Source organism: Ectothiorhodospira mobilis (assembly GCF_016584115.1).
Lineage (GTDB): Bacteria > Pseudomonadota > Gammaproteobacteria > Ectothiorhodospirales > Ectothiorhodospiraceae > Ectothiorhodospira > Ectothiorhodospira mobilis.
In genome coordinates this window covers 46,178-66,850 of the sequence record NZ_NRSK01000015.1, presented here as the reverse complement: position 1 = coordinate 66,850, position 20,673 = coordinate 46,178, and the positions used below count along the sequence as shown (strand labels likewise).

Sequence of the window (20,673 nt, the reverse complement as noted above, 5' to 3'; positions counted from 1 at the left end):
ACACTTCCAGTGTCCATGCACCGGGGCACACGGACAAGCCCTTCGCCCCGCGCCCTGCGGGGCGAAGGGCTTGTCCGTGTGCCCCGGTGCATGGACACTGGAAGTGTCATCCCGCAACCGGAGAAGCCCATGCAGACCCATCCCCTGGGGGATACCGACATCCACGTCAGCCGCATCTGTCTCGGCACCATGACCTGGGGCGAGCAGAACACCGAGGCCGAGGCCCACAGCCAGCTGGACCGGGCGGTGGAGCGCGGCATCCAGTTCATCGACACCGCCGAGATGTACCCCGTGCCCCCCCGGGCGGAGACCCAGGGGCAAACGGAGCGCTACCTGGGCACCTGGCTGGCCCGGCGCGGGCGACGGGACGACCTGGTCCTGGCCTCCAAGGTGACCGGCCCCGGGGAACATTTCAGCTACCTGCGCGGCGGCCCCCAGCTCACCCGGGATCACCTGGAACGGGCCCTGCACGACAGCCTCACCCGCCTGCAGACCGACTACCTGGACCTCTACCAGGTGCACTGGCCCGCGCGCCGGGCCAACTACTTCGGGCGGCTGGGCTACGAGCACGACCCGGAGGACCGCCCCACCCCCATCGAAGAGACCCTGAAGGTGCTGGCGGACTTCGTGCGCGCGGGCAAGGTGCGCGCCATCGGCATCTCCAACGAGACCCCCTGGGGCCTGATGCAGTACCTGCGCCTGGCGGAGCAGGCCGGCCTGCCCCGGGTCGTCTCCATCCAGAACCCCTACAGCCTGCTCAACCGCAGCTTCGAGGTGGGCCTGGCGGAGATGGCCATCCGGGAACGGGTGGGGCTGCTGGCCTACTCCCCCCTGGCCTTCGGGGTGCTCAGCGGCAAGTACCTGGACGCCAGCCCGCCGGACGGCCGCGTGACCCTGTACAGCCGTTTCAGCCGCTATTCCGGCGAGACGGGCACGGCGGCCACCCGCGCCTACGTGGACATCGCCCAGCGCCACGGCCTCTCCCCGGCGCGCATGGCCCTGGCCTTCGTCCACAGCCGCCCCTTTGTCACCAGCACCATCATCGGGGCGACGAAAATGCCGCAGCTGGAGGAGGACATGGACAGCCTGGACGACGTCTTGAGCGAAGAGGTGCTGGCGGAGATCGAGGCGGTGCACGCCCGCTACCCGATCCCCTGCCCCTGAGACCAGCGGGATCCTAAGGTCCCGCAACACCACCATCCACAGGAGGACACCCCATGGCACGAACCGAATCCAACGCGGTGGAACTGGGCACCATCGCCCCTGATTTCGCCCTGACCGACCCGTCCACGGGCCGCAGCGTCTCCCTGGACGACTTCCCCGACGCCCGGGGCTACTGCATCGCCTTCATCTGCAACCACTGCCCCTTCGTGCAGCTCATCCGCCACGAATTCGCCCGCTTCGGCCGGGCCTACAGCGACCAGGGCCTGGCGGTGATCGCCATCAACAGCAACGACGTGGAGAATTTCCCCGAGGACAGCCCCGAGAAGATGCAGGACGAGGCCCGCCGCTTCGGCTACACCTTCCCCTATCTCTTCGACGAGACCCAGGAAGTGGCCCGGGCCTACCAAGCGGCCTGCACACCGGACTTCTTCCTCTTCGACGCCGACCGCCGTCTGGTCTACCACGGGCAGTTCGACGACGCCCGCCCCGGCAGCGATGTCCCGGTGACCGGCCGGGATCTGCGGGCGGCGGCGGACGCCCTGCTGGAGGGGCGCCCCGTCCCGGCGGAGCAGAGACCCAGCCTGGGCTGCAACATCAAGTGGAAGGAGGGGGCCTGACCGGGGGGCCCGGCAGCGGCCGCGAGGCGCACAAAACGCGCATAAAAAAGGAGGGGCCGGACCCCGTCGGCATCCCTGGATTCAGGGCATGCCGCGGGGTCCGAACCCCTCCCCAGAACCGCCGTTCGGTTGAACGGCCGCTCAGGACCTTAGTAGAAAGGTCTCCACAGGAACACGAGGAAGTGGGCAGCGGCCGCCAGCACCATGAACACGGTGAAGGTGGTCTTGAACTGCTCGTGGAATTCCAGCGCCTGTTCTTCGGTCAGACCGGAGATGCTGTTCTCGTTCATGATCGATTACCTCACTCGGACGCTTCGTAGGTCAGCGGGTTGTAGTTGTCGTTGCTGTACACGAAGCCGTGAACAGCCAGGGCGACCACCAGCACGGCCATCAGGATGGGCATCAGCCAGGTGCCGGGGTTGACCACCAGCCACAGCTTCCAGTCATCCCGCGGATTGCTCGGCTTCCTCGCTCTGTATTCGCTCATGTTCTAAGCCCTCTTTGGTTTGAGCTACTTGCGTGTACCCGATCCGGATCGTCGCGAAGAAAAACCCGAATCAAAGTCCGGGTGTAAGTCTAGGCTGCCGCCATTCCATGTCAATGCCCCCTGACAGGGCACCCGGCTCAGCGGGACAAAAGCTTGAGCCAGGTCAAGCAACCGGCCCACGGTCCCGGCCCAGGCGCGCCAGCAGACCCAGGGCGTCCCCGGGGGCGGCCCCTTCGGCGTCGTTGTCGAAATAGACATGCACCTCCAGCCCCCGGGCATGCCATGCCCGCACCCGTCCGGCCCAGGCATCCAGGGCCCGGTCGTCGTAGGCGGAGGCATAGAGCCGCGGACGCCCGTGCAGCCGGCAGTAGACCCGCGGACCGGTGACCACCTCCCATGGGGGCCAGTCCGGGGCGTCGGACAGGCATACCCCCACCCCCGCGGCCTGCAGGCGTGCGGCCACGACGTCACAGAACCAGTCGGGATGACGAAACTCCAGGACATGGCCCACCTCCGGCCAGCCGGCCAGGGCGGAGAGAAACCCCTGCAGACGGGCATCATCCCGCCCGAAGCCCGGCGGCAGCTGCCACAACACCGCCCGCAGCCGCGGACCCAGCACCCGGGCCCGGTCCCGCAGCACCGCCACCGGCTCCCGGGGATCCCGCAGGCGCTTGCGATGGGTGATGAAACGGCTGCCCTTGAGGGCGAAGCCGAAATCCTCCGGCACCTGCCCCGCCCAGCGGCGCAGGGTGTCCGCTGCGGGCAGGCGGTAGAAGCTGCTATCGATCTCCAGCCCGGTGAACCGGCGCCCGCAATGGGCCAGCCATGCCCGCTGGGGCACGCCCCGGTAGAACCCCGTCCGCCACTGGCGGTAGTTCCAGCCGCAGGTGCCCACATATACCCCCGGTGGTGCCGGGGCCGGGGCGTTCAAAGCGGGACCTCCCCCTTCTCCGCACTCGCCTGACAGGCCCGCAGGGCCTTGAGCAGCTCCTCGTCCCCCGCGCCGGCGGACTCCCCGCCCCAGGTATCGAAATGCACCAGGTCGGTCACGGGCAGGCGCTCGCGCCAGCCGGCGGATTCCAGTTCCGGACGCCCCTTGAACTCACTGACCCGGCCGATGCACAGATAGGCCACGGGGACGACGCGCTCGGGCAGGCCGAGGATCCCGCGCAGCTCCGAGGGGCGCAGGATGCTCACCCAGCCCACCCCCAGGCCCTCGCTGCGGGCGGCGAGCCACAGGTTCTCCACGGCGCAGACGACGCTGTACAGGTCCATGGCCGGATCGTGGGTGCGCCCGATCACCACCGGCCCCGCCCGCTCCGGATCGCAGGTGATGCACAGGTTCACCGGGGATTCCAGGATCCCCTCCAGCTTGAGCCCCTGATAGAGCCGGCGGCGCTCCCCCTCGAACATCCCGGCGGCCTCGGCATTGGCCCGGGTGAAGGCCTCGTGCACCCGCCCCTTCACCCCCGGATCCCGCACCACCACAAAGCTCCAGGGCTGCATGAACCCCACCGAGGGGGCGAAATGGGCGGCGGTGAGGATGCGCGCCAGGACGTCCTCCGGCACCGGATCCGGCAGGAACTGGCCGCGCACGTCGCGCCGCTGCAGGATGTTGCGGTAGATGGCCTCCCGCTGACATTCGCCGAAGGCGTGGTCCGGTGTCTCGTGGTCTGGCATGGCCTGCGCTCCTTGTTGGATGTACCGGCATCATACCGGCAGGGCGGTCCGGCGTTGAGTTGCCCCCGGCGACGGCTGCTATCCTCCCAGGGAATCAACCGCTTCGGGGCCGCCCACGCCCCAGCCACGGCCAGACACGGGTGGATGCCGGCACGGCCCGCGATCCATCCCGAATGAAATCCCCCCAACAACAGGAGTGCCCATGGAGACCACGACCCTCGCCAACCTCCCCCTCGAGGCCTCGCGCATCGCCCTGGGCACCTGGGCCATCGGCGGCTGGATGTGGGGCGGCACCGACGACGAGACCTCCATCCGCACCGTCCACGCCGCCCTGGACCAGGGCATCAATGTGATCGACACCGCCCCCGTGTATGGCTTTGGCAAGTCCGAGGAACTGGTGGGGGAGGCCCTCCGCCGCCACGGCGGACGCGACCGGATCCTTATCGCCACCAAGGTGGGCCTGGAGTGGACCCCTGACGAGGCCGTGTTCCGCAACGCCAGCGCCGGGCGCATCCGCACCGAGGTGGAGGACTCCCTGCGCCGCCTGCAGACGGACTACATCGATCTGTATCAGGTGCACTGGCCCGACCCCGTGACCCCCGTGGAGGAGACCGCCGAGGCCATGGGACGGCTGCTGCAGGAGGGCAAGATCCGCGCCGTGGGGGTGAGCAACTTCAGCCCGGCGCAGATGGAGCGCTTTCGCCAGGTGGTACCCCTGCACACCTGCCAGCCCCCCTACAACCTCTTCGAGCGCGGCATCGAGGCGGACGTGCTGCCCCACTGCCGTGAAAACGGCATCCAGATCCTCGCCTACGGTGCCCTCTGCCGCGGCCTGCTCAGCGGCCGCATGGGCCCCGACACCACCTTCGGCGGCGACGACCTGCGCCAGTCCGATCCCAAGTTCCAGGAGCCGCGTTTCGGCCAATACCTGGCCGCGGTCCAGGCCCTGGACCGCTTCGCCCGGGAGCGTTTTGCAAGCGACGTCCTGCACCTGGCCGTGCGCTGGCTCCTGGACCACGGCGCCGACATCGCCCTCTGGGGCGCCCGCCGCCCCGAGCAGGTGGCCAGCGTGAACCGCGTGACGGAGCTGCAGCTGACCCCCGGGGACCACGCCGAGATCGACCGCATCCTCGACACCCACATCACCGACCCGGTGGGCCCCGAGTTCATGGCCCCGCCCGCGCGCGGGGAATAGGTCTGGACGGGGCATGGGGTCGGGGCGATCAGCGATCCCGGATCCGATCCCCCGTTCCCCGCCCCAGGAGGGTCAGCAGCAGATACCTGAAATAATCCCTTAAGGTCAGCTGCAGCATCTCTGCATCGGTCTGCGCCAGTCTCCTGGGTTCGGACATGTCGATGCCGTTCACCTGGGCCAGCCCCGTGATCCCCGGACGCATGGCAAAGACCCCGCGCTGCTCCCGCTCACGGATCAGTTCATGCTGATTGAACAGGCAAGGCCGCGGCCCCACCAGGCTCATCTCCCCCCGGAGCACGTTCCACAGCTGGGGCAATTCATCCAGCTTGGTACGACGCAGGAAACGGCCAAAAGGCGTCACCGCCGAACCATCGGCCAGGTGGGTGGCCACAGAGGCCGTATCCGGCTGCATGGTGCGGAATTTGACCAGCGTGAACGGACGCTGCCCGCGCCCCACCCGGGTCTGCCGGAACAGGGGCGAACGCGTATCCAGCCACCCCATGCCGGCCAGCAGCAGCAGCAGCGGAAATCCGACCATCAAGCCCAGGAGAGAAAACACCAGATCCAGAAAACGAATCACGATCTTCCAACCACCCTGACCCACGAGAACCCATGGGGATGCCAGCCACCCAGAGCATCCACCCCTGAATTCAACCAAATAACCACAATAAAAACATTAATTTTTGCCGGGAAGCATACCACCAGACCCTTGCGATCGCTGCATCGCCCGGGCGCTGCCTCCTATCGGCATGAACGGACCTCCATCCCCAAAGACCTCCTGCTAGACTCAAGGCCATCGTACCCTAGCCCCACCGGGTTCCCCACGGAGAAGAAGACGCCCCATGTCCACGAAAGAGAACGATCTGTTTTCCCGGCTGTACGCCGGTGCCCTGGATCTGAAGAACCGCATCGTGATGGCCCCCATGACCCGTTCCCGGGCCGGGGAGGATGGCGTGCCGGGCGAGCACGCGGCCACCTATTACGCCCAGCGGGCGCAGGCGGGGATGATCCTCACCGAGGGGACCTATCCCTGCCCCATGGGCAAGGGCTATGTGCGCACCCCGGGGATCTACACCGAGGCGCAGATGGAGGCCTGGGCGCGGGTGACCCATGCGGTGCATGAGGCGGGTGGGGTCATCGTCCTGCAGTTGATGCACGCCGGGCGCATCTCCGATCCGGCCTTCCTGCCGGATGGGGCCACGCCGGTGTCCGCCTCGGCGGTGCGCCCCGAGGGGCAATCCTACACCGACGAGGGTCCCAGGCCCCATGTCACGCCCCGGGCGCTGGAGGTGCACGAGATCCATGAGGTGATCGAGGATTACCGCATCGCCACGGCCATGGCCTTCCAGGCGGGGTTCGACGGGGTGGAGCTGCACGCCGCCTCGGGTTACCTGCCGGAGCAGTTCCTGTGCTCGTCCACCAACCGCCGCGGGGATGCCTACGGCGGCAGCGTGGAGAACCGGGCCCGCTTCATCCTGGAGCTGCTGGAGGCCATGACCTCCGTGCGCAGCGGCGATTACATCGGCATCAAGCTGGCGCCGGAGATGGGGTTCAACGACATCCGCGATGAGAACCCGCAGGAGACCTACGGCTATCTGGTGGATCAGCTGGGGGATTTCCGTCTGGCCTACCTGCACGTGGCCCAAATCGGCAACCCGTCCACGGACTACCATGCCCTGCTGCGGCCGCGCTTCCGGGGGGATGCCTATCTGGCCGGGGGCGGGCTCACCCGGGAGTCCGGAGAGGCCATGATCCGTTCGGGGCAGGCGGACGCGGCGGTCTACGGCATGCCCTTCATCGCCAACCCGGACCTGCCGGAACGCTTCCGCCGCAACGCCCCCCTGGCGGAGGCGGACAAGGACACCCTCTACACCCCCGGCCCGAAGGGATACATCGACTATCCCACCCTGGACGGCTGAGGCCACACCGCACATCTCATGACACGGAGGTCATGCCATGCCCATCACCGACTGGCCGGCGCAGGAACGGCCCCGCGAGAAGCTGCTGGCCCGGGGCCCGCAGGCCCTGTCCGACGCCGAGCTGCTGGCCATCTTCCTGCGCACCGGCGTGGCCGGGCGCACGGCGGTGGACCTGGCCCGGGATCTGCTCTCCCGTTTCGGCGGCCTGCGCCCGCTGCTGCAGGCCGACGTGAAGGCCTTCTGCGACGCCCGGGGCCTGGGCACGGCCAAGTACGCCCAGCTCCAGGCGGTGCTGGAGATGGGGCGGCGGCATCTCTCGGAACAACTCCAGCGGGGGGACGCCATCACCTCCCCGGACCACACCCGGCACTATCTCGCCGCGCGCCTGCGGGATCATCCCTTCGAGGTGTTCGCCTGCCTGTTCCTGGACAACCGCCACCGGGTGCTGGCCTTCGAGGAGCTGTTTCGCGGCACCATCGACGGGGCCAGTGTGCACCCCCGGGAGGTGGTGCGCCGGGCCCTGCACCACAACGCCGCCGCCCTCATCCTGGCCCACAACCACCCCTCCGGGGTGGCCGAGCCCTCTGCCTCGGACGAGGCCATCACCCGGCGCCTGAAGGAGGCCCTGGCCCTGGTGGACATCCGCGTGCTGGACCATATCATCGTGGGGGATACGCTCGTCTCCCTGGCCGAACGCGGCATGGTCTGAAGGATCAAGGCCGTGGCGGGCTCAATCCCCGGCCGTACCTGCCGCTAACCCGGATAAGCGCACCGAATCCAACCCAAGGTGGCAACCATGGCAACGCGATCCCCGAGCCTGATGAAACTGGTCTCCCTTACCCGGGGCAATGAGGAGATCACCCCGCTGCTGGCGGACTACATCCAGCGCAAGTACCACGTGAAGGACATCTCCACCTTCATCTCCCAGCCCGTGGAGGGGGTGGAGAACAAGGACGCCCTCTACGAGCAGTGGGCGCAGTGGATCGAGGAGGACCAGCTGGAGAACTTCATGATCGACAACCCGGCCATCGAGGAAACCCCTTCCGAACCGGAACGGCCCACCCTGCGGGCGGTGCCCTCCGCCGGGGAGACGGCACAGGACACGGACAACGCCCCTGAAGAGCCCCCGATGGCGGAGTCCGGGGAAGCGGAGGAGGACCTGTTCCGCTCCCACATGGAGGGGGCCGAGGCCCTGATGGAGGAAGCGGAGCCCCACGAGGAGGCGGCCATCGCCGAGGCCATGGAGGAGGCCCGGGAGATGGAGGCGGCCCTGGACGAAGAGCCCCCGGCCGAAGCGGCCCAGGCTGCGGAGGCAACCGACCGGGCAGACGCCGGGATGATGGCCGCCATGGCAGCCGGGGACGGGGCCGGGGAGCCCACCGCCGGAGAAGACACCACCCAGGCCCCATCCGGCGAGGACGACATGATGGCCGCCATGGCGGCCGGGGAGGCCCCCGCCGGAGAAGACACCGCCCAGGCCAGCGCAGAAGACACCCCATCCCAGGAGAACACCATGCCCCCGGAGACCCCCGCAGAGACCATCCCGCCCGCTGCAACGGCCAGCCCGGAAGGGGGCGTGGAGGGGGCCATCCGCACCCTGGTGCAGGCGGAAATCCAGGGGGCCATGGCGGATATGCCGCAGCCGGAACCCCCGGTGTCCGAGGACCGTATCCGGGAGATCGTGCGCGAGGAGGTGAAGGCCCTGCTGCGCAACCTCTTCTCCTGATCCCGGGGGCAACCCTCATCACCGGGGCGGCGGGGACCCGCCCTGGTCCAGGGCCCTGCCCATGCCTCCCGCCTCACCCAGGGTGCGGGAGCAGCCCCAGCCGTGGGGAGGATGTCAAAGATAGGGGGTCATGAGCCGGGCCACCCCGTCCCGCAGGCGCACCGGCAGGCTGCGCCGGTCCATCTCCTCCAGGGTCACGTACCGGGCCTGCGCCAGGCGCCGGTCGGCCCAGGCCGTGAGCCTCCACCCCAGGTCCGGATCGTAGCCTTCCATATCGAATTCGAAATTCAGCCGCAGGCTGCGGGGGTCCCAGTTGGAGGACCCCAGCAGGACCCAGTGGGCGTCCACCACCAGGAGCTTGGTGTGATCGAAGGGGGGCGGTGAGAAGGCGATGTGGCAGCCCCGCTCCAGCAGCTGCCAGTGCAGGGCCTGGGAGGCCCAGTGCACCAGGATCTGGTTGTTGCGCCCCGGCAGCAGGATATCCACCCGCACCCCCCGCAGGGCGGCGGCGTTGAGGGCGGAGATGAGCACCTCGTCCGGCAGGAAGTAGGGGGTCATCACCACCACCCGGTCCCGGGCCTCCGCCAGGGCGGTATGGATCAGCTGGCGCAGGGGGTCCCGGTGCTCATCGGGTCCATCCACCACCCCCCGGGCCAGGGCCGGCCCCACGTGGGGCAGGGGCGGGAAGAAGGCCTCCCCCTCCAGGGTCTCGCCACAGACGAAGTGCCAGTCCTCGCAGAAGAGGGTCTGCATGTGGGCCACCACCGGCCCCTCCGCCTGGAAGTGGAGATCGCGGATGGCCCGGCGGCCTGCGTCCGTGCGACGGTGCCCCTCGCGGATGTTCATGCCGCCGGTGAAGCCCAGACGGCCGTCCACCACCAGCAGCTTGCGGTGATTGCGCAGGTTGATGGCCCCCAGACTGCGGGGCAGGTGCATGGGCAAAAAGAGATACGCCTCCACCCCCGCCTGGCGCAGGGCGCGGACGGCGCTGCGCCGGCTGTAGCGGGCCCCCACATCGTCGATGAGCACGCGCACGGCCACGCCCCGGGCTACCGCTGCCCCCAGGGCCTGGATGAAGGTCTCCCCGGTGGGGTCGTAGTCGAAGATATAGGTGGACAGGCTGATCTGCCGCCGTGCCTGGCCGATGGCCTGGAGCATGGCCGGATAGGCCTCGTTGCCGCCAAAAAGCGGCTGGATGCGGTTTCCGGGGGTGAGATTGAAGGGGCTCAGGGCGTCCCCGGCCCGGGCCAGGCGCTGCCAGCGCTCCGGCACCAGCAGGGCCCCGTCCATGGGGGCCGGCTCCCGCGGCCCCGCCTGGGGCCGCAGGGCGCGGGCGGTGCGGGCGATGCGGTTCACCCCCAGCAGCCAGTAGAGCACCGACCCCAAAAGGGGCAGGAGCATGATCAGGCCCACCCAGGCGATCACTGCCCGGGTATCGCGCTTGTAGATCACGGCGTGCCCGGCGCTGTACACGGCAAAGGCAACAACGGCCAGGGCGGCGCCGCTGGCCGCCAGGGCCGGCCAGTCGGACACGGTGCTTCCCCTCGATTCCATCCGGGTGGGCATCGACGATAACAGGTTCCCGCCGGCCCCTGAAGCCGGCGGTTGCGGGGCCGCATCCGGGGGATCCCTCAGACCTGCTAAGATGGGCGCCCTTTGCCTCCCCCACAGTGGAGATGCCGTGTCCGAGCACACCACCGAACTCAGCGACCGCCCCACCAGCCTGAACCTGCGGGTGCTCTGGCGCCTGGCGGCATTCGCCCGTCCCCACCTGGGCCGGATGATCGCCGCGGTCGCCGCCCTGGTGGCGGGTTCGGGGGCGGTGCTGGCCTTCGGCGCCGTGCTGCGGGTGGTCATCGACCGGGGGCTGAGCGCGGGGGATCCCGGGGCCCTGAACCAGGGCCTGTGGCTGCTGCTCACCGTGGTTGTGGTGATGGCCGTGGCGGTGGCCCTGCGCCTGTACCTGGTCACCTGGATCGGTGAGCGGGTGGTGGCGGACCTGCGCCGGGCGGTGTTCGGGCAGGTGCTGCGCCTGGATCCGGGGTTTTTCGAGATCACCCGCACCGGCGAGGTGATCTCCCGGCTCACCACGGACACCTCCCTGGTGCAGGTGGTGGTGGGCTCCACCCTGGCCATCGCCGTGCGCAACGCCCTGCTCTTCGCCGGCGGCCTGGCCATGATGACCATCACCAGTCCCAAGCTCACCCTCTGGGTGATGCTGGGGGTGCCTTTGGTGTTCATCCCCATCTGGATCCTGGGCCGGCACGTGCGCCGCCTCTCCCGGGAGACCCAGGACCGGGTGGCGGACATCGGTGCCTACATCGACGAGGCCCTCTACGGCATCCGCACGGTGCAGGCCTTCTGCCACGAGGCGGTGGATGCCGTGCGCTACGGGCGCCAGGTGGAACGGGCCTTCGATGCCGCCGTCCGGCGCACGCGGGTGAGCGCCCTGCTCAGCGCCGTGGTGATGCTGCTGGTGTTCACCGCCATCAGCCTGGTGCTGTGGACGGGGGGACACGACGTGCTCCAGGGGCACATGAGCAACGGTCAGCTGGCGGCCTTCGTTTTCTATGCCGTGCTGGTGGCCGGATCCGTGGGGGCCCTGAGCGAGGTCATCGGCGAACTGCTGCGGGCCGCCGGGGCGGCGGAACGCCTCATGGAACTGCTGGACACGGAACCGGCCATCGCCCCGCCGGCCCGGCCCATGGCCCTGCCGGAGCCCCCCGAGGGGCGGGTGTCCCTTTCCGGGGTGGTGTTCCGCTATCCCTCACGGCCCGAGCCGCCGGCCCTGGCGGGGGTGAGTCTGGACCTGGCCCCCGGGGAGAAGGTGGCCCTGGTGGGGCCCTCGGGGGCGGGCAAGTCCACGGTGATGCAGCTGCTGCTGCGCTTCTACGACCCGGAATCCGGGTGCATCCGCTTCGATGGGGTGGACCTGCGCGATGCCGACCCCACCACGTTGCGCCGGCGCATCGCCCTGGTGCCCCAGGACGCGGTGATCTTCGGCGCCGATGCCTGGGAGAACATCGCCTTCGGGCTGGAGGGGGTGGACCGGGCGCACATCCGCCGCGCCGCCGATGCCGCCCATGCCAGCGAGTTCCTGGATCGTCTGCCGGAGGGCTTCGACAGCCACCTGGGGGAACGGGGGGTGCGCCTCTCCGGCGGTCAGCGCCAGCGCATCGCCATCGCCCGGGCCATCCTGCGGGACCCGGCCCTGCTGCTGCTGGATGAGGCCACCAGCGCCCTGGACGCGGAGAGCGAACGGCTGGTGCAGGAGGCCCTGGAGCGGCTCATGGAGGGGCGCACCACGCTGATCATCGCCCACCGCCTGGCCACGGTGCGCAAGGCGGACCGGATCGTGGTGATGGATCAGGGACGCATCGTCGCCTCGGGCACCCACGACGAACTGGTGGCCCAGGGCGGGCTGTACGCCCGCCTGGCGGCCCTGCAGTTCCGGGATACGGGCGACGAGGTCCGGGGTCAGGAACGCACCAGCAGGACGTCCGCCCCCTTGACCTGATGCACCACGCGGCGGGCCACGCCCCCCAGGAGGGCGTCCGCCAGGCGGTTGCGGCCGTGGGTACCCATGACCACCAGCTGGGCGTCCCATTCGTCCACGGCCTTCTGCAGTTCATCCGGGGCGTAGCCCATGCGCAGCTGGCCCTGCACCCGGTCCGGATGCACGTCGGCCTGGAGCAGGAAGGTGTCCAGTTCCTGCTGGCGCTCGGCGCGCACCTCCGCCTTGATGCGGTCCACCTCGCTGCGCTCCACGCGGTTGCGCAGGACGTTGTCCAGGGCATCCAGGTTGTAGACGTGCAGCACGCGCAGGACCTGATCGGGGACCAGGTCGGCGGCCAGATTCAGGGCCGAACGGGTGCGTTCGGAAAAATCCGCCGGCACCAGGACCCGTTCATAGGAACCTTCCGCCGGGCGCTTGACCACCAGCACGGGGAGATCGGTATGATGCACCAGATTCAGGGTGGTGCTGCCCAGCAGGACGTCGTGCACCCCCTGGTGGCCGTGGGACCCCACCACGATCAGGTCCGCGCCCCAGCCCCGGGCCTCCTTCAGGATCTGCCGGTAGCCCTGGCCCTGGATGCAGTGGTACTCGATGCCGCCGTCCTCCGGGGCCCCGAGGCCGCGCATGTGTTCCACCAGGGCCTGCTCCGTGGCCTCGGCCAGGTCGGTCATCATCTCCCCCGACCGGCCCCGCAGATGCGCCATGACCGCCTCGTTCACGTCCGGGGCGTTGACCACCGTGAGCACCTGCAGGCGGGCGCCGTGATCCCGGGCCAGCTGCAGGGCGCGGCGGCCCGCGGCCTCGGCGCCGGGGGACAGGTCGGTGGCATGGAGGATCTTTTCCAGGGGCATGACGTGGATCTCCGCCGCGGCGCCGCGCGGGATGCGGGCACCGCGGATGGGCTGGATGGCTCGGTCTTCATCCAGTGTCGCACAGTTTGGGAGAGTTTCAAGCGGGACACGGCCCGGCCGCGCCCCGCATCCGCCGCCCGGACCAGGGGGTCCGGCGGCCGTTTCCGGGAGAATCCCCTTGCCCAGATCGCATCTGGCCATCGTGCTCTACTGCGCGGTCCTGGTCTTTTCCGCGCTGTACGCGCCGCAACCGCTGCTGCCGGTCCTGGCCGGGGCCCTGGGGGTGAGCGAGGCCCGCGCCTCGCTGCTCATCACCGTGGCCCTGGTGCCCCTGGCGGTGGCGCCGGTGGCCTATGGCTTTTTGCTGCAGCGCCTGTCCGCGCGGCGTCTGCTGGTGGGGGCCACCTGGCTGCTGGCCCTGACCCAGTTTGCGGCGTTTTATGTAAACGACTTCCCGTTCCTGCTGGCCCTGCGCCTGGCCCAGGGGCTCATCGTCCCGGCCATGCTCACGGCCCTGATGACCTACATCGGCGCCAGCGCCCGGCCCGGGGAGATGCAGCGCACCATGGCCCTGTACATCGCCGGCAGCGTGATGGGGGGATTTCTGGGGCGCATGGTGTCCGGACTCCTCTCCACCCACCTGGGCTGGCGCTGGTCCTTCCTCGCCCTGGCACTGGCCACGGCCCTGTGTGCCCTGCTGCTGCAGCGTCTGCAGGCGGACCCGCCGGTGCGTTTCCAGCGGCCGCACCCGCGGGTGATCCTCCAGGTGCTGCGCCGGCCCGATCACCTGCGGCTCTACGGGGTGGCCTTCTGCGCCTTCGGGGCCTTCGCCTCGCTGCTGAACTTCCTGCCCTTCCGCCTGGTGGAACTGGGCACGGGGCTGGACGAGACGGGCATCGCCTTCATGTACGCCGGCTACCTCATGGGGGTGGTCACCTCGCTGCTGTCGGTGCGCCTCTCCGTGCCCCTGGGGGGCGAGGTGAACACCATGCGCCTGGGCGCCGCCATCTTCCTGGGGGCCCTGCCGTTCTTCGCCGGTGGCGGGGTGGCGGCGGTGTTTGCGGGCATGTTCGTGCTCTGCGCCGGCATGTTCCTGATCCACTCCCTGGCCCCCGGGGTGCTCAACCGCGGCCAGGGCGAGACCCAGCGCGGCGTGGTCAATGGCCTCTACATCGCCTTCTATTACGCCGGCGGGGCCCTGGGTTCCTTCCTGCCGGGCTATGTCTACCACGGCCTGGGCTGGCACGCCTATCTCGCCGTGCTGGCCGGGATCATCGCCGTGGCGGCCTGGCTGCTCATGGGCATCGCCCGCCGCGGCGCGCTGCCCGTGGACCCTGCGTCCTGATCCCCTGTCCCATGTACAGTGCCCCTCATCGTCACGCATCGGAGGTGTCATGTCCCCGCATCAGAACCCCATCCGCTTCACCGGCGCCCATGGCACGCAGCTCTCGGCCCGCCTGGACCTGCCCGAGGGCCCGCCGCGGGCCTACGCCCTGTTCGCCCACTGCTTCAGCTGCTCCAAGGACGTGCTGGCGGCGGTGCGCCTGAGCGCGGCCCTGCGCTCCCACGGCATCGCCCTGCTGCGCTTTGACTTCACCGGTCTGGGCAACAGCCAGGGGGATTTCTCCAACACCAATTTCAGTTCCAACCTGGAGGACCTGCGCCGGGCGGCGGACTACCTGCGGCGCGAGCACCAGGCGCCGCAGATCCTCATCGGCCATAGCTTGGGGGGCGCGGCGGTGCTCTCCGTGGCGGAGGAGATCCCGGAGGTGCGGGCCGTGGCCACCATCAACGCCCCCAGCGACGTGGCCCATGTGACCCATCTGTTCGGCGAGACCCTGGAGACCATCAAGGCCCAGGGCACGGCGGAGGTCTCCCTGGCGGGACGCACCTTCCACATCCAGAAGCAGTTCATCGAGGACCTGGACAACCACCAGGTGCTGGACAAGGTGGCCCGGCTGCGCCGCCCCCTGATGATCTTCCATTCCCCCCAGGACCCGGTGGTCTCGGTGGAGCACGCGGCGCAGATCTACAAGGCGGCCAAGCACCCCAAGAGCTTCGTCTCCCTGGACCGGGTGGACCACATGCTCACGCGGCCGGAGGACGCCAACTACGTGGCCTCCCTGCTCACGGCCTGGGCCTCGCGCTTTCTGGATCCGCAGCAACCGGCGGTGAAGAAAGGGGATGTGCTGTCGGCGGAGAACGGCGCCGGGGACTATGCCCAGACGGTGCAGGTGGGCCCCCACCGCCTGACGGCGGACGAGCCGGAGGACAAAGGGGGCAATGACCTGGGGCCGAGCCCCTACGAGCTGGTGATGGCGGGCCTGGGGGCCTGCAGCAGCATCACCCTGCGCATGTACGCCCAGCGCAAGCAGTGGCCGCTGGAGCACGTGGCGGTGCGGGTGCACCACGACCAGGTGGACGACCCGCAGGCCGCGCCCGGCACCCGGCCCCGCAAGATGGACCGGTTCGATCGGGAGATCCTGCTGGAAGGGGATCTGGATGCGGAGCAGCGCAAGCGGCTGCTGCAGATCGCAGACCGCTGCCCCGTGCACCGCATGCTCCGCTCCGGGGCGCTGATCGAATCCAGACTACGGGAGGCCCCGTCCGGGGCGGGGACGGATGCAGGGGACGAGGGTGCGGGGGGATGATGCCCCCGCGCCACAGGCCGCGCCGGGAGGGAACCCGGGGCGCCGGCCCCCCGTGGCGAGGGCGGGGGCGATCCCGTCGCCGGGGAGGGCGCGGGATCAGTGCTTGTAGCGGTAGCTGATGCGGCCCTTGGTGAGGTCGTAGGGGGACATCTCCAGCTTCACCTTGTCGCCGCTGACGACGCGGATGCGGTAGCGGCGCATCTTGCCGGAGGCATAGGCCTGCACGTGCACGCCGTTGTCCAGTTCCACCTTGAAACGCTGGTCGGGCATCACGTCCGTGACAGTGCCTTCCATCTCGATAATGTCTTCTTTCTTCGCCATATCAATACCTCTCTGGGGCCCGGATCGGGTCCGTTGTGCCTCGGCCCGGGTCCTTCTCTGGGGTGAATCGGAATGTCGGCCGGCACCATGCAACTGCACCACCGGGGATCCCCGTGGTGCATGCGGGCCGCGCCTGCGATGGCCCGGTGCGGGGTACGGATGGATGGCCCGGGGACACGCGGGCCTGTCCTGGGGTGCCTTCGGCTCGAGGAAGGAGGAAGGGCGGCACCCGGGGCCGACCGCTTTCTCTACTCTACAGAGGACACAGTATACACAAATCGTCAAGACCTTTCAGGTCCGGGAGGTCCCGGACCCGAAAGGCCCCGCCCGCGGGGGATCAGGCCCCGGTGCCGGAGGAACCGGCAGGGCCGCTCGGGGGGGTGGCCGAGGACGATGCGGTGTTGGAGGCAGGGGCCGCGGAGGCGGTCGCTGCCTTCCCCGGGGCGGCGGGGGCGGCCCCGGGGGCCTTGTCCCCGGCCTTGTCCGGCTTCGCTCCGCCCCCCGCGTCCCCGCTGGCGGGGGCCGCCGCGGCGGGGCTGTCGCCGCCCGTGCCCTGGGCGGCGGGGGCTTTGGCGGCCGGGGCCTTGGCTGTACCCCCGCCGGTGGCGGCCCCACCCGATGCGGTCTTCGAGGCCTTCGAGGCCCGGGCGGCCTGTTTCGCCCTGCGGGCCTCGGCCCGCTCCTGCACCTCCCGGAAGGCCTCATCCACCCGGGCCTTCACCCGGGCCTGGGTGATGGGCTGGTCGGTGCGGATGCGGGCCAGGGGCAGTTCCAGGTGCTCGCACACCTCCGCCAGGAAGCGGTCGGGGTCGTGCACCTGCCCCTTGCGCTCCCCGCTGCGGCAGCGGACGGCACAGGAGACATCGAACGCATCCTTACCGCAGAGGACGAAATCGAACTGTTCATGCCGGACGCGTTCCTCCGCCGCCTCCATCAGGGGCTGGTCGGGGGTGGGCTTCACGGCCACCACATCCCGGGCGTTGACCTTGGGGAGCACGCGGCGCTCGTTGCCGTACTCGGCCTCCAGGGCCTGGAGCACCTGGGCCTCCGTGTCCGAGAGCAGCCGCTCGCGTTTCCCGTAGCATCCGGAATGGGGCGGGGGCAGGGCGACCCGGGCGTTGTAGTAGCTGTAGAACATCACCGCGGCGCCGGCAAAGATCAGGACAAGGATTGCTTCCACCATCTGAACATCCCTCCGTCGGATTGGGTGTCATCCGGGAACGGGGCCGGTTGTTCTCGGGTTCGGACCATTTCCCGGTTACTGGGGCTGGGCCATAGGAGCGCAGTCAACCGATTTTGGGGGGCGGGGGGACGCAATGACAAGTTCATTTGTGGGGTTTTTTGTCCCAGGTCGGGATCCGGGGCGACCGGCGGGATCCGGAGCGGGGTCAGGGATGCAGCTCCCCCAGGACCTCCAGGAGCCGGTCCACCTCGTCCTCGTGGTGGGCCGCGCTCAGGGTCACCCGCAGGCGGGCGCCGCCTTCGGGGACCGTGGGGGGGCGGATGGCGGGCACCAGAAAACCCGCCTCCAGCAGGCGCCGGCTGAGCTCCACGGCCCGGCCGGCCTCCCCCACCAGGACCGGCTGGATGGGGGTCCGGCTGGGCATGAGCGCCAGTCCCAGCTGCGCCGCCCCGGCACGGAAGCGGCGCACATGGGCCTGCAGCCGGTGGCGGCGCCCGGGCTCGTCGGCCACCACCCGCAGGGCCTCGCGGGCGGCCTCGGCCACCGCCGCGGGCATGGCGGTGGTGTAGATGTAGGTGCGGGCCGACTGGATCAGGGTCTCGATGAGGGCCTCGGAGCCGGCCACGAAGGCCCCGGCGGTGCCCAGGGCCTTGCCCAGGGTGCCCATGAGGATGGGGACCTGCCGCGCGTCCAGCCCCAGGTGTTCCAGGCTGCCCGCACCGGTGGCGCCGAGCACGCCAAGGCCATGGGCATCATCCACCATGAGCCAGGCCCCGGCGGCGGCGGCGTGCGCCGCCAGGGCCGGCAGCGGCGCCAGGTCACCGTCCATGGAGAAGACGCCATCGGTGCTCACCAGGATCTCGCGCTCATCCCCTTCCAGGGCCCCCAGGCGGCGGGCCAGGTCCCCCTCGTCGCCGTGGCGGTAGCGGCGCAGGCGGGCGCCGCAGGCAGCGGCGGCATCGATGAGGGAGGCGTGGTTGAGGCGGTCCTGCAGCAGGTGATCCCTGCGCCCCAGCAGGGCCTGGGCCACCCCCAGGTTGGCCATGTAGCCGGTGGAGAAGAGCAGGGCCCGCTCACGCCCGGTGAAGGCGGCCAGCTCCTCCTCCAGGGCGTGGTGGGCGCGGCTGTGGCCGTTCACCAGGTGGGCCGCCCCGGCACCGACGCCGTAGCGGTCGGCGCCCCGCTTGAGGGCCGTCACCAGGCGCGGGTGATGGGCCAGTCCCAGATAGTCGTTGCTGCAGAAGGCCAGCAGCGGCCGGCCGTCCACCGTCTGCCGGGGGGCCTGGGGGCCCTCCAGCACCCGCCGGGTGCGGTAGCGGTCCCCGGCCCGGCGCCGCGCCAGTTCGGCGGCCAGATCACGCACGGGCGGCGGCCTCAGGCGGCGTCGCTTTCCTGATCCTGCAGGCTGCGGGTACGCAGCCCCAGGCGGCGCATGAGCTGGTCGTCGTGGTTCTCGGTGGCGTTGTCGGTGGTGAGCAGCTTCTCGCCGTAGAAGATGGAGTTGGCGCCGGCGAAGAAGCACAGGGCCTGCATCTCGTCGCTCATCTCGCTGCGCCCGGCGGAGAGGCGCACGTGGGAGCGGGGCATGAGGACGCGCGTGGCGGCAACGATGCGCACGAACTCCAGAGGATCGATGGGCTCGCTCTCGGCCAGGGGTGTGCCCTCCACCCGCACCAGGTTGTTGATGGGCACGGACTCCGGATGGCGCGGCAGGTTGGCCAGCTGCTGCAGCAGGCTGGCGCGGTCGCGGCGGGATTCCCCCATGCCCAGAATGCCGCCGGAGCAGACGTTGATGCCGGCGTCGCGCACGTGGGCCAGGGTCTCCAGGCGGTCCTGATAGGTGCGGGTGGTGATCACCTGGCCGTAGTATTCCGGCGAGGTGTCCAGGTTGTGGTTGTAGTAGTCCAGACCGGATTCCTTCAGCCGGCGGGCCTGCATCTCGGTGAGCATGCCCAGGGTCATGCAGGTCTCCAGACCCAGTTCGCGCACGCCCCGGACCATCTCGATCACCTTGTCCAGGTTCTTGTCCGTGGGGTTGCGCCAGGCGGCCCCCATGCAGAAGCGGGTGGCCCCCTCCGCCTTGGCCTTGCGCGCCTCCTCCAGCACCTCCTCCACCGACAGCAGGCGCTCGGGTTCCACCTCGGCGTCGTGATGGGCGCTCTGGGAGCAGTAGCCGCAGTCCTCCGAGCAGGCCCCGGTCTTGATGGACAGCAGGCGGCTCACCTGGATCTCGTTGGGATCGAAGTGGGCCCGGTGCACCGTATGGGCCTCGAACAGCAGGTCGTTGAAGGGGCGCTCCAGGAGGTGGAGGATCTCCTCCACCCCCCAGTCGTGACGGAGTTCAGCCATGTTCAGGCTCCTTGGGGATAGCCAGGTCTTGCCAGTGCCCCCGTCTCCTGCGCAGGATGGCGCAAAACGGGGAGGATGATCGCGGCGGCCATGCGCCCCCGGCTCCGGGACCGGAACGGCTCCGGCGGGAAGAAGGGGGCGACCGCCAGGCGGCCCGCCGGGGGCGTCGCCGCGACAGGGCGGACACTGCGTGCCCGATCCCGGGCCGGATGCAACCTCTGCAGACGTCCCGGGGCTGCGGCAATATAACGCAATCTCCGCCATGGTGACAGGGAGGTGAACCATGCCCCATCGCTTGTGGTCCCGCATCGCCGGCACCCTTGTGGAGACCCTCTACCCACCGGTGTGCCTATGGTGCGGCGCGCCGGGGCAGGCGGGCATGGACCTGTGCCCCGGGTGCGCCCGGGAATTGCCGCTGGCCGGACCCGCCTGCAGCCGCTGCGCCCGCCCCCTGCCCGCCACCGCGGGTCCCCTCTGCGGGGATTGCCTGCGGCACCCGCCCGCCTTCGATGCCGCCCGGGCGGCCTTGTGCTACCAGTGGCCCGTGGATACCTGGATCGCCCGCTTCAAGTTCCGCGGACGTCTCAACCACGGCCGTCTGCTGGCCCGGCTCATGGCCCGGCAGCTGCTCCCCGGCGCAACACCCCCCGACTGCATCCTGCCGGTCCCCCTGCATCGCCGCCGTCTGGCGCAGCGGGGGTTCAACCAGGCGGCGGAACTGGCCCGGCCCCTGGCGCGGGCACTGCAGGTGCCCCTGGTGCCGGATGCGGTGCACCGCACCCGGGCCACCCCGCCGCAGCAGACGCTCGCCGCCGACCGCAGGCGCCATAACCTGCGCGGGGCCTTCTCCGTGCGGGCGGGCTTCGCCCCGGGGCATGTGCTGCTGGTGGATGATGTCATGACCACCGGTTCCACCCTTAACGAGCTGGCCCGCCGGCTGAAGGCCGCGGGGGTGCGGCGGGTGGAGGTGTGGGTGGCGGCGCGGGCGTGAAGCGCGGGGCGGGCCGTGGGCT

21 protein-coding genes are annotated in these 20,673 nt (G+C 70.0%); 10 read left to right on the top strand and 11 right to left on the bottom strand.

Annotation, left to right across the window (positions count from 1 at the left end):
* Window positions 1-129 precede the first annotated feature (129 nt).
* Complete coding sequence (locus tag CKO33_RS07855) at window positions 130-1,164, top strand: NADP(H)-dependent aldo-keto reductase (protein WP_200181162.1); 1,035 nt, start codon at window positions 130-132, stop codon at window positions 1,162-1,164.
* Between the two features lie 53 nt (window positions 1,165-1,217).
* Window positions 1,218-1,781: a thioredoxin family protein gene (locus tag CKO33_RS07850; protein WP_200181160.1), complete on the top strand. Its 564-nt coding sequence runs from the start codon at window positions 1,218-1,220 to the stop codon at window positions 1,779-1,781.
* 149 nt (window positions 1,782-1,930) lie between these two features.
* Here the strand turns inward: CKO33_RS07850 and pufB are convergent, their stop codons facing one another.
* The 4 genes from pufB to bluB form a co-directional block, all read right to left on the bottom strand.
* Window positions 1,931-2,071, bottom strand: a complete 141-nt coding sequence (gene pufB, locus CKO33_RS07845; RefSeq protein WP_090484652.1) for a light-harvesting antenna LH1, beta subunit — start codon at window positions 2,069-2,071, stop codon at window positions 1,931-1,933.
* Between the two features lie 11 nt (window positions 2,072-2,082).
* Window positions 2,083-2,268, bottom strand: a complete 186-nt coding sequence (pufA, locus tag CKO33_RS07840; RefSeq protein ID WP_090484650.1) for a light-harvesting antenna LH1, alpha subunit — start codon at window positions 2,266-2,268, stop codon at window positions 2,083-2,085.
* Window positions 2,269-2,431: 163 nt separating this feature from the next.
* A complete protein-coding gene (locus CKO33_RS07835; protein WP_200181158.1) occupies window positions 2,432-3,199 on the bottom strand; it encodes a DUF72 domain-containing protein in 768 nt (255 codons plus the stop codon).
* Window positions 3,196-3,948: a 5,6-dimethylbenzimidazole synthase gene (gene bluB, locus CKO33_RS07830; RefSeq protein WP_200181156.1), complete on the bottom strand. Its 753-nt coding sequence runs from the start codon at window positions 3,946-3,948 to the stop codon at window positions 3,196-3,198. The genes CKO33_RS07835 and bluB overlap by 4 nt, the downstream gene beginning before the upstream one ends.
* A 202-nt stretch (window positions 3,949-4,150) precedes the next feature.
* On the opposite strand from bluB, the gene CKO33_RS07825 reads away from it, so the two are divergent.
* A complete protein-coding gene (locus CKO33_RS07825; protein WP_200181149.1) occupies window positions 4,151-5,143 on the top strand; it encodes an aldo/keto reductase in 993 nt (330 codons plus the stop codon).
* 28 nt (window positions 5,144-5,171) lie between these two features.
* On the opposite strand, the gene CKO33_RS07820 is transcribed toward CKO33_RS07825, so the two are convergent.
* Window positions 5,172-5,723 carry a sugar transferase gene (locus tag CKO33_RS07820; RefSeq protein ID WP_200181147.1) on the bottom strand — a complete coding sequence of 184 codons (552 nt, stop codon included), beginning with the start codon at window positions 5,721-5,723 and terminating at the stop codon, window positions 5,172-5,174.
* A 262-nt stretch (window positions 5,724-5,985) separates the two neighbouring features.
* Here CKO33_RS07820 and CKO33_RS07815 point away from each other — a divergent pair, with 262 nt between their 5' ends.
* The 3 genes from CKO33_RS07815 to CKO33_RS07805 all read left to right on the top strand — a co-directional run bounded on the left by CKO33_RS07815 (window position 5,986) and on the right by CKO33_RS07805 (window position 8,788).
* Window positions 5,986-7,062 (top strand): alkene reductase, encoded by a 1,077-nt coding sequence (locus tag CKO33_RS07815; RefSeq protein ID WP_200181145.1) that lies wholly within the window; start codon window positions 5,986-5,988, stop codon window positions 7,060-7,062.
* Window positions 7,063-7,099: 37 nt separating this feature from the next.
* Window positions 7,100-7,771 (top strand): RadC family protein, encoded by a 672-nt coding sequence (gene radC / locus CKO33_RS07810; RefSeq protein ID WP_200181143.1) that lies wholly within the window; start codon window positions 7,100-7,102, stop codon window positions 7,769-7,771.
* 87 nt (window positions 7,772-7,858) lie between these two features.
* Window positions 7,859-8,788, top strand: coding sequence for a hypothetical protein (locus CKO33_RS07805; RefSeq protein WP_200181142.1), 930 nt, complete (start codon window positions 7,859-7,861; stop codon window positions 8,786-8,788).
* Window positions 8,789-8,902: 114 nt separating this feature from the next.
* On the opposite strand, the gene CKO33_RS07800 is transcribed toward CKO33_RS07805, so the two are convergent.
* Window positions 8,903-10,342 carry a phospholipase D-like domain-containing protein gene (locus CKO33_RS07800; RefSeq protein WP_200181140.1) on the bottom strand — a complete coding sequence of 480 codons (1,440 nt, stop codon included), beginning with the start codon at window positions 10,340-10,342 and terminating at the stop codon, window positions 8,903-8,905.
* 127 nt (window positions 10,343-10,469) lie between these two features.
* Here CKO33_RS07800 and CKO33_RS07795 point away from each other — a divergent pair, with 127 nt between their 5' ends.
* Entirely contained in the window at window positions 10,470-12,305 is a 1,836-nt protein-coding gene (locus CKO33_RS07795) for an ABC transporter transmembrane domain-containing protein (RefSeq protein WP_338081751.1), read from the top strand.
* Here CKO33_RS07795 and CKO33_RS07790 read toward each other — a convergent pair.
* Window positions 12,266-13,156 carry a universal stress protein gene (locus tag CKO33_RS07790; RefSeq protein WP_200181130.1) on the bottom strand — a complete coding sequence of 297 codons (891 nt, stop codon included), beginning with the start codon at window positions 13,154-13,156 and terminating at the stop codon, window positions 12,266-12,268. The genes CKO33_RS07795 and CKO33_RS07790 overlap by 40 nt on opposite strands.
* A 178-nt stretch (window positions 13,157-13,334) precedes the next feature.
* Between CKO33_RS07790 and CKO33_RS07785 the strand changes: the two genes are divergently transcribed.
* The gene (locus CKO33_RS07785) at window positions 13,335-14,501 is read left to right on the top strand and encodes an MFS transporter (protein WP_200181128.1); all 1,167 of its coding nucleotides are present in this window, start codon (window positions 13,335-13,337) and stop codon (window positions 14,499-14,501) included.
* Between the two features lie 49 nt (window positions 14,502-14,550).
* On the top strand, window positions 14,551-15,807 hold the full coding sequence (locus CKO33_RS07780) for a bifunctional alpha/beta hydrolase/OsmC family protein (RefSeq protein ID WP_200181126.1): 1,257 nt from the start codon (window positions 14,551-14,553) through the stop codon (window positions 15,805-15,807).
* A gap of 96 nt (window positions 15,808-15,903) precedes the next feature.
* On the opposite strand, the gene infA is transcribed toward CKO33_RS07780, so the two are convergent.
* From infA to bioB, 4 genes are all read right to left on the bottom strand, one after another.
* Entirely contained in the window at window positions 15,904-16,128 is a 225-nt protein-coding gene (gene infA, locus CKO33_RS07775) for a translation initiation factor IF-1 (RefSeq protein ID WP_200181124.1), read from the bottom strand.
* Between the two features lie 337 nt (window positions 16,129-16,465).
* Window positions 16,466-17,311 (bottom strand): DUF2726 domain-containing protein, encoded by an 846-nt coding sequence (locus tag CKO33_RS07770; RefSeq protein WP_200181122.1) that lies wholly within the window; start codon window positions 17,309-17,311, stop codon window positions 16,466-16,468.
* Between the two features lie 205 nt (window positions 17,312-17,516).
* On the bottom strand, window positions 17,517-18,674 hold the full coding sequence (gene bioF / locus CKO33_RS07765; protein WP_200181120.1) for an 8-amino-7-oxononanoate synthase: 1,158 nt from the start codon (window positions 18,672-18,674) through the stop codon (window positions 17,517-17,519).
* Window positions 18,675-18,685: 11 nt separating this feature from the next.
* Window positions 18,686-19,660 carry a biotin synthase BioB gene (gene bioB, locus CKO33_RS07760; protein WP_200181119.1) on the bottom strand — a complete coding sequence of 325 codons (975 nt, stop codon included), beginning with the start codon at window positions 19,658-19,660 and terminating at the stop codon, window positions 18,686-18,688.
* 283 nt (window positions 19,661-19,943) lie between these two features.
* Between bioB and CKO33_RS07755 the strand changes: the two genes are divergently transcribed.
* Window positions 19,944-20,651, top strand: a complete 708-nt coding sequence (locus CKO33_RS07755) for a ComF family protein (protein ID WP_200181117.1) — start codon at window positions 19,944-19,946, stop codon at window positions 20,649-20,651.
* Window positions 20,652-20,673: the final 22 nt, after the last annotated feature.

What these genes read in the sequence shown, in the direction of transcription:
- CKO33_RS07855 (WP_200181162.1), top strand. Translation starts at nt 130, where the DNA reads ATGCAGACCCATCCCCTGGGGGATACCGACATCCACGTCAGCCGCATC.
- CKO33_RS07850 (WP_200181160.1), top strand. Translation starts at nt 1,218, where the DNA reads ATGGCACGAACCGAATCCAACGCGGTGGAACTGGGCACCATCGCCCCT.
- pufB (WP_090484652.1), bottom strand. Translation starts at nt 2,071, where the DNA reads ATGAACGAGAACAGCATCTCCGGTCTGACCGAAGAACAGGCGCTGGAA.
- pufA (WP_090484650.1), bottom strand. Translation starts at nt 2,268, where the DNA reads ATGAGCGAATACAGAGCGAGGAAGCCGAGCAATCCGCGGGATGACTGG.
- bluB (WP_200181156.1), bottom strand. Translation starts at nt 3,948, where the DNA reads ATGCCAGACCACGAGACACCGGACCACGCCTTCGGCGAATGTCAGCGG.
- CKO33_RS07825 (WP_200181149.1), top strand. Translation starts at nt 4,151, where the DNA reads ATGGAGACCACGACCCTCGCCAACCTCCCCCTCGAGGCCTCGCGCATC.
- CKO33_RS07815 (WP_200181145.1), top strand. Translation starts at nt 5,986, where the DNA reads ATGTCCACGAAAGAGAACGATCTGTTTTCCCGGCTGTACGCCGGTGCC.
- radC (WP_200181143.1), top strand. Translation starts at nt 7,100, where the DNA reads ATGCCCATCACCGACTGGCCGGCGCAGGAACGGCCCCGCGAGAAGCTG.
- CKO33_RS07805 (WP_200181142.1), top strand. Translation starts at nt 7,859, where the DNA reads ATGGCAACGCGATCCCCGAGCCTGATGAAACTGGTCTCCCTTACCCGG.
- CKO33_RS07800 (WP_200181140.1), bottom strand. Translation starts at nt 10,342, where the DNA reads ATGGAATCGAGGGGAAGCACCGTGTCCGACTGGCCGGCCCTGGCGGCC.
- CKO33_RS07790 (WP_200181130.1), bottom strand. Translation starts at nt 13,156, where the DNA reads ATGCCCCTGGAAAAGATCCTCCATGCCACCGACCTGTCCCCCGGCGCC.
- CKO33_RS07780 (WP_200181126.1), top strand. Translation starts at nt 14,551, where the DNA reads ATGTCCCCGCATCAGAACCCCATCCGCTTCACCGGCGCCCATGGCACG.
- infA (WP_200181124.1), bottom strand. Translation starts at nt 16,128, where the DNA reads ATGGCGAAGAAAGAAGACATTATCGAGATGGAAGGCACTGTCACGGAC.
- CKO33_RS07770 (WP_200181122.1), bottom strand. Translation starts at nt 17,311, where the DNA reads ATGGTGGAAGCAATCCTTGTCCTGATCTTTGCCGGCGCCGCGGTGATG.
- bioB (WP_200181119.1), bottom strand. Translation starts at nt 19,660, where the DNA reads ATGGCTGAACTCCGTCACGACTGGGGGGTGGAGGAGATCCTCCACCTC.
- CKO33_RS07755 (WP_200181117.1), top strand. Translation starts at nt 19,944, where the DNA reads ATGCCCCATCGCTTGTGGTCCCGCATCGCCGGCACCCTTGTGGAGACC.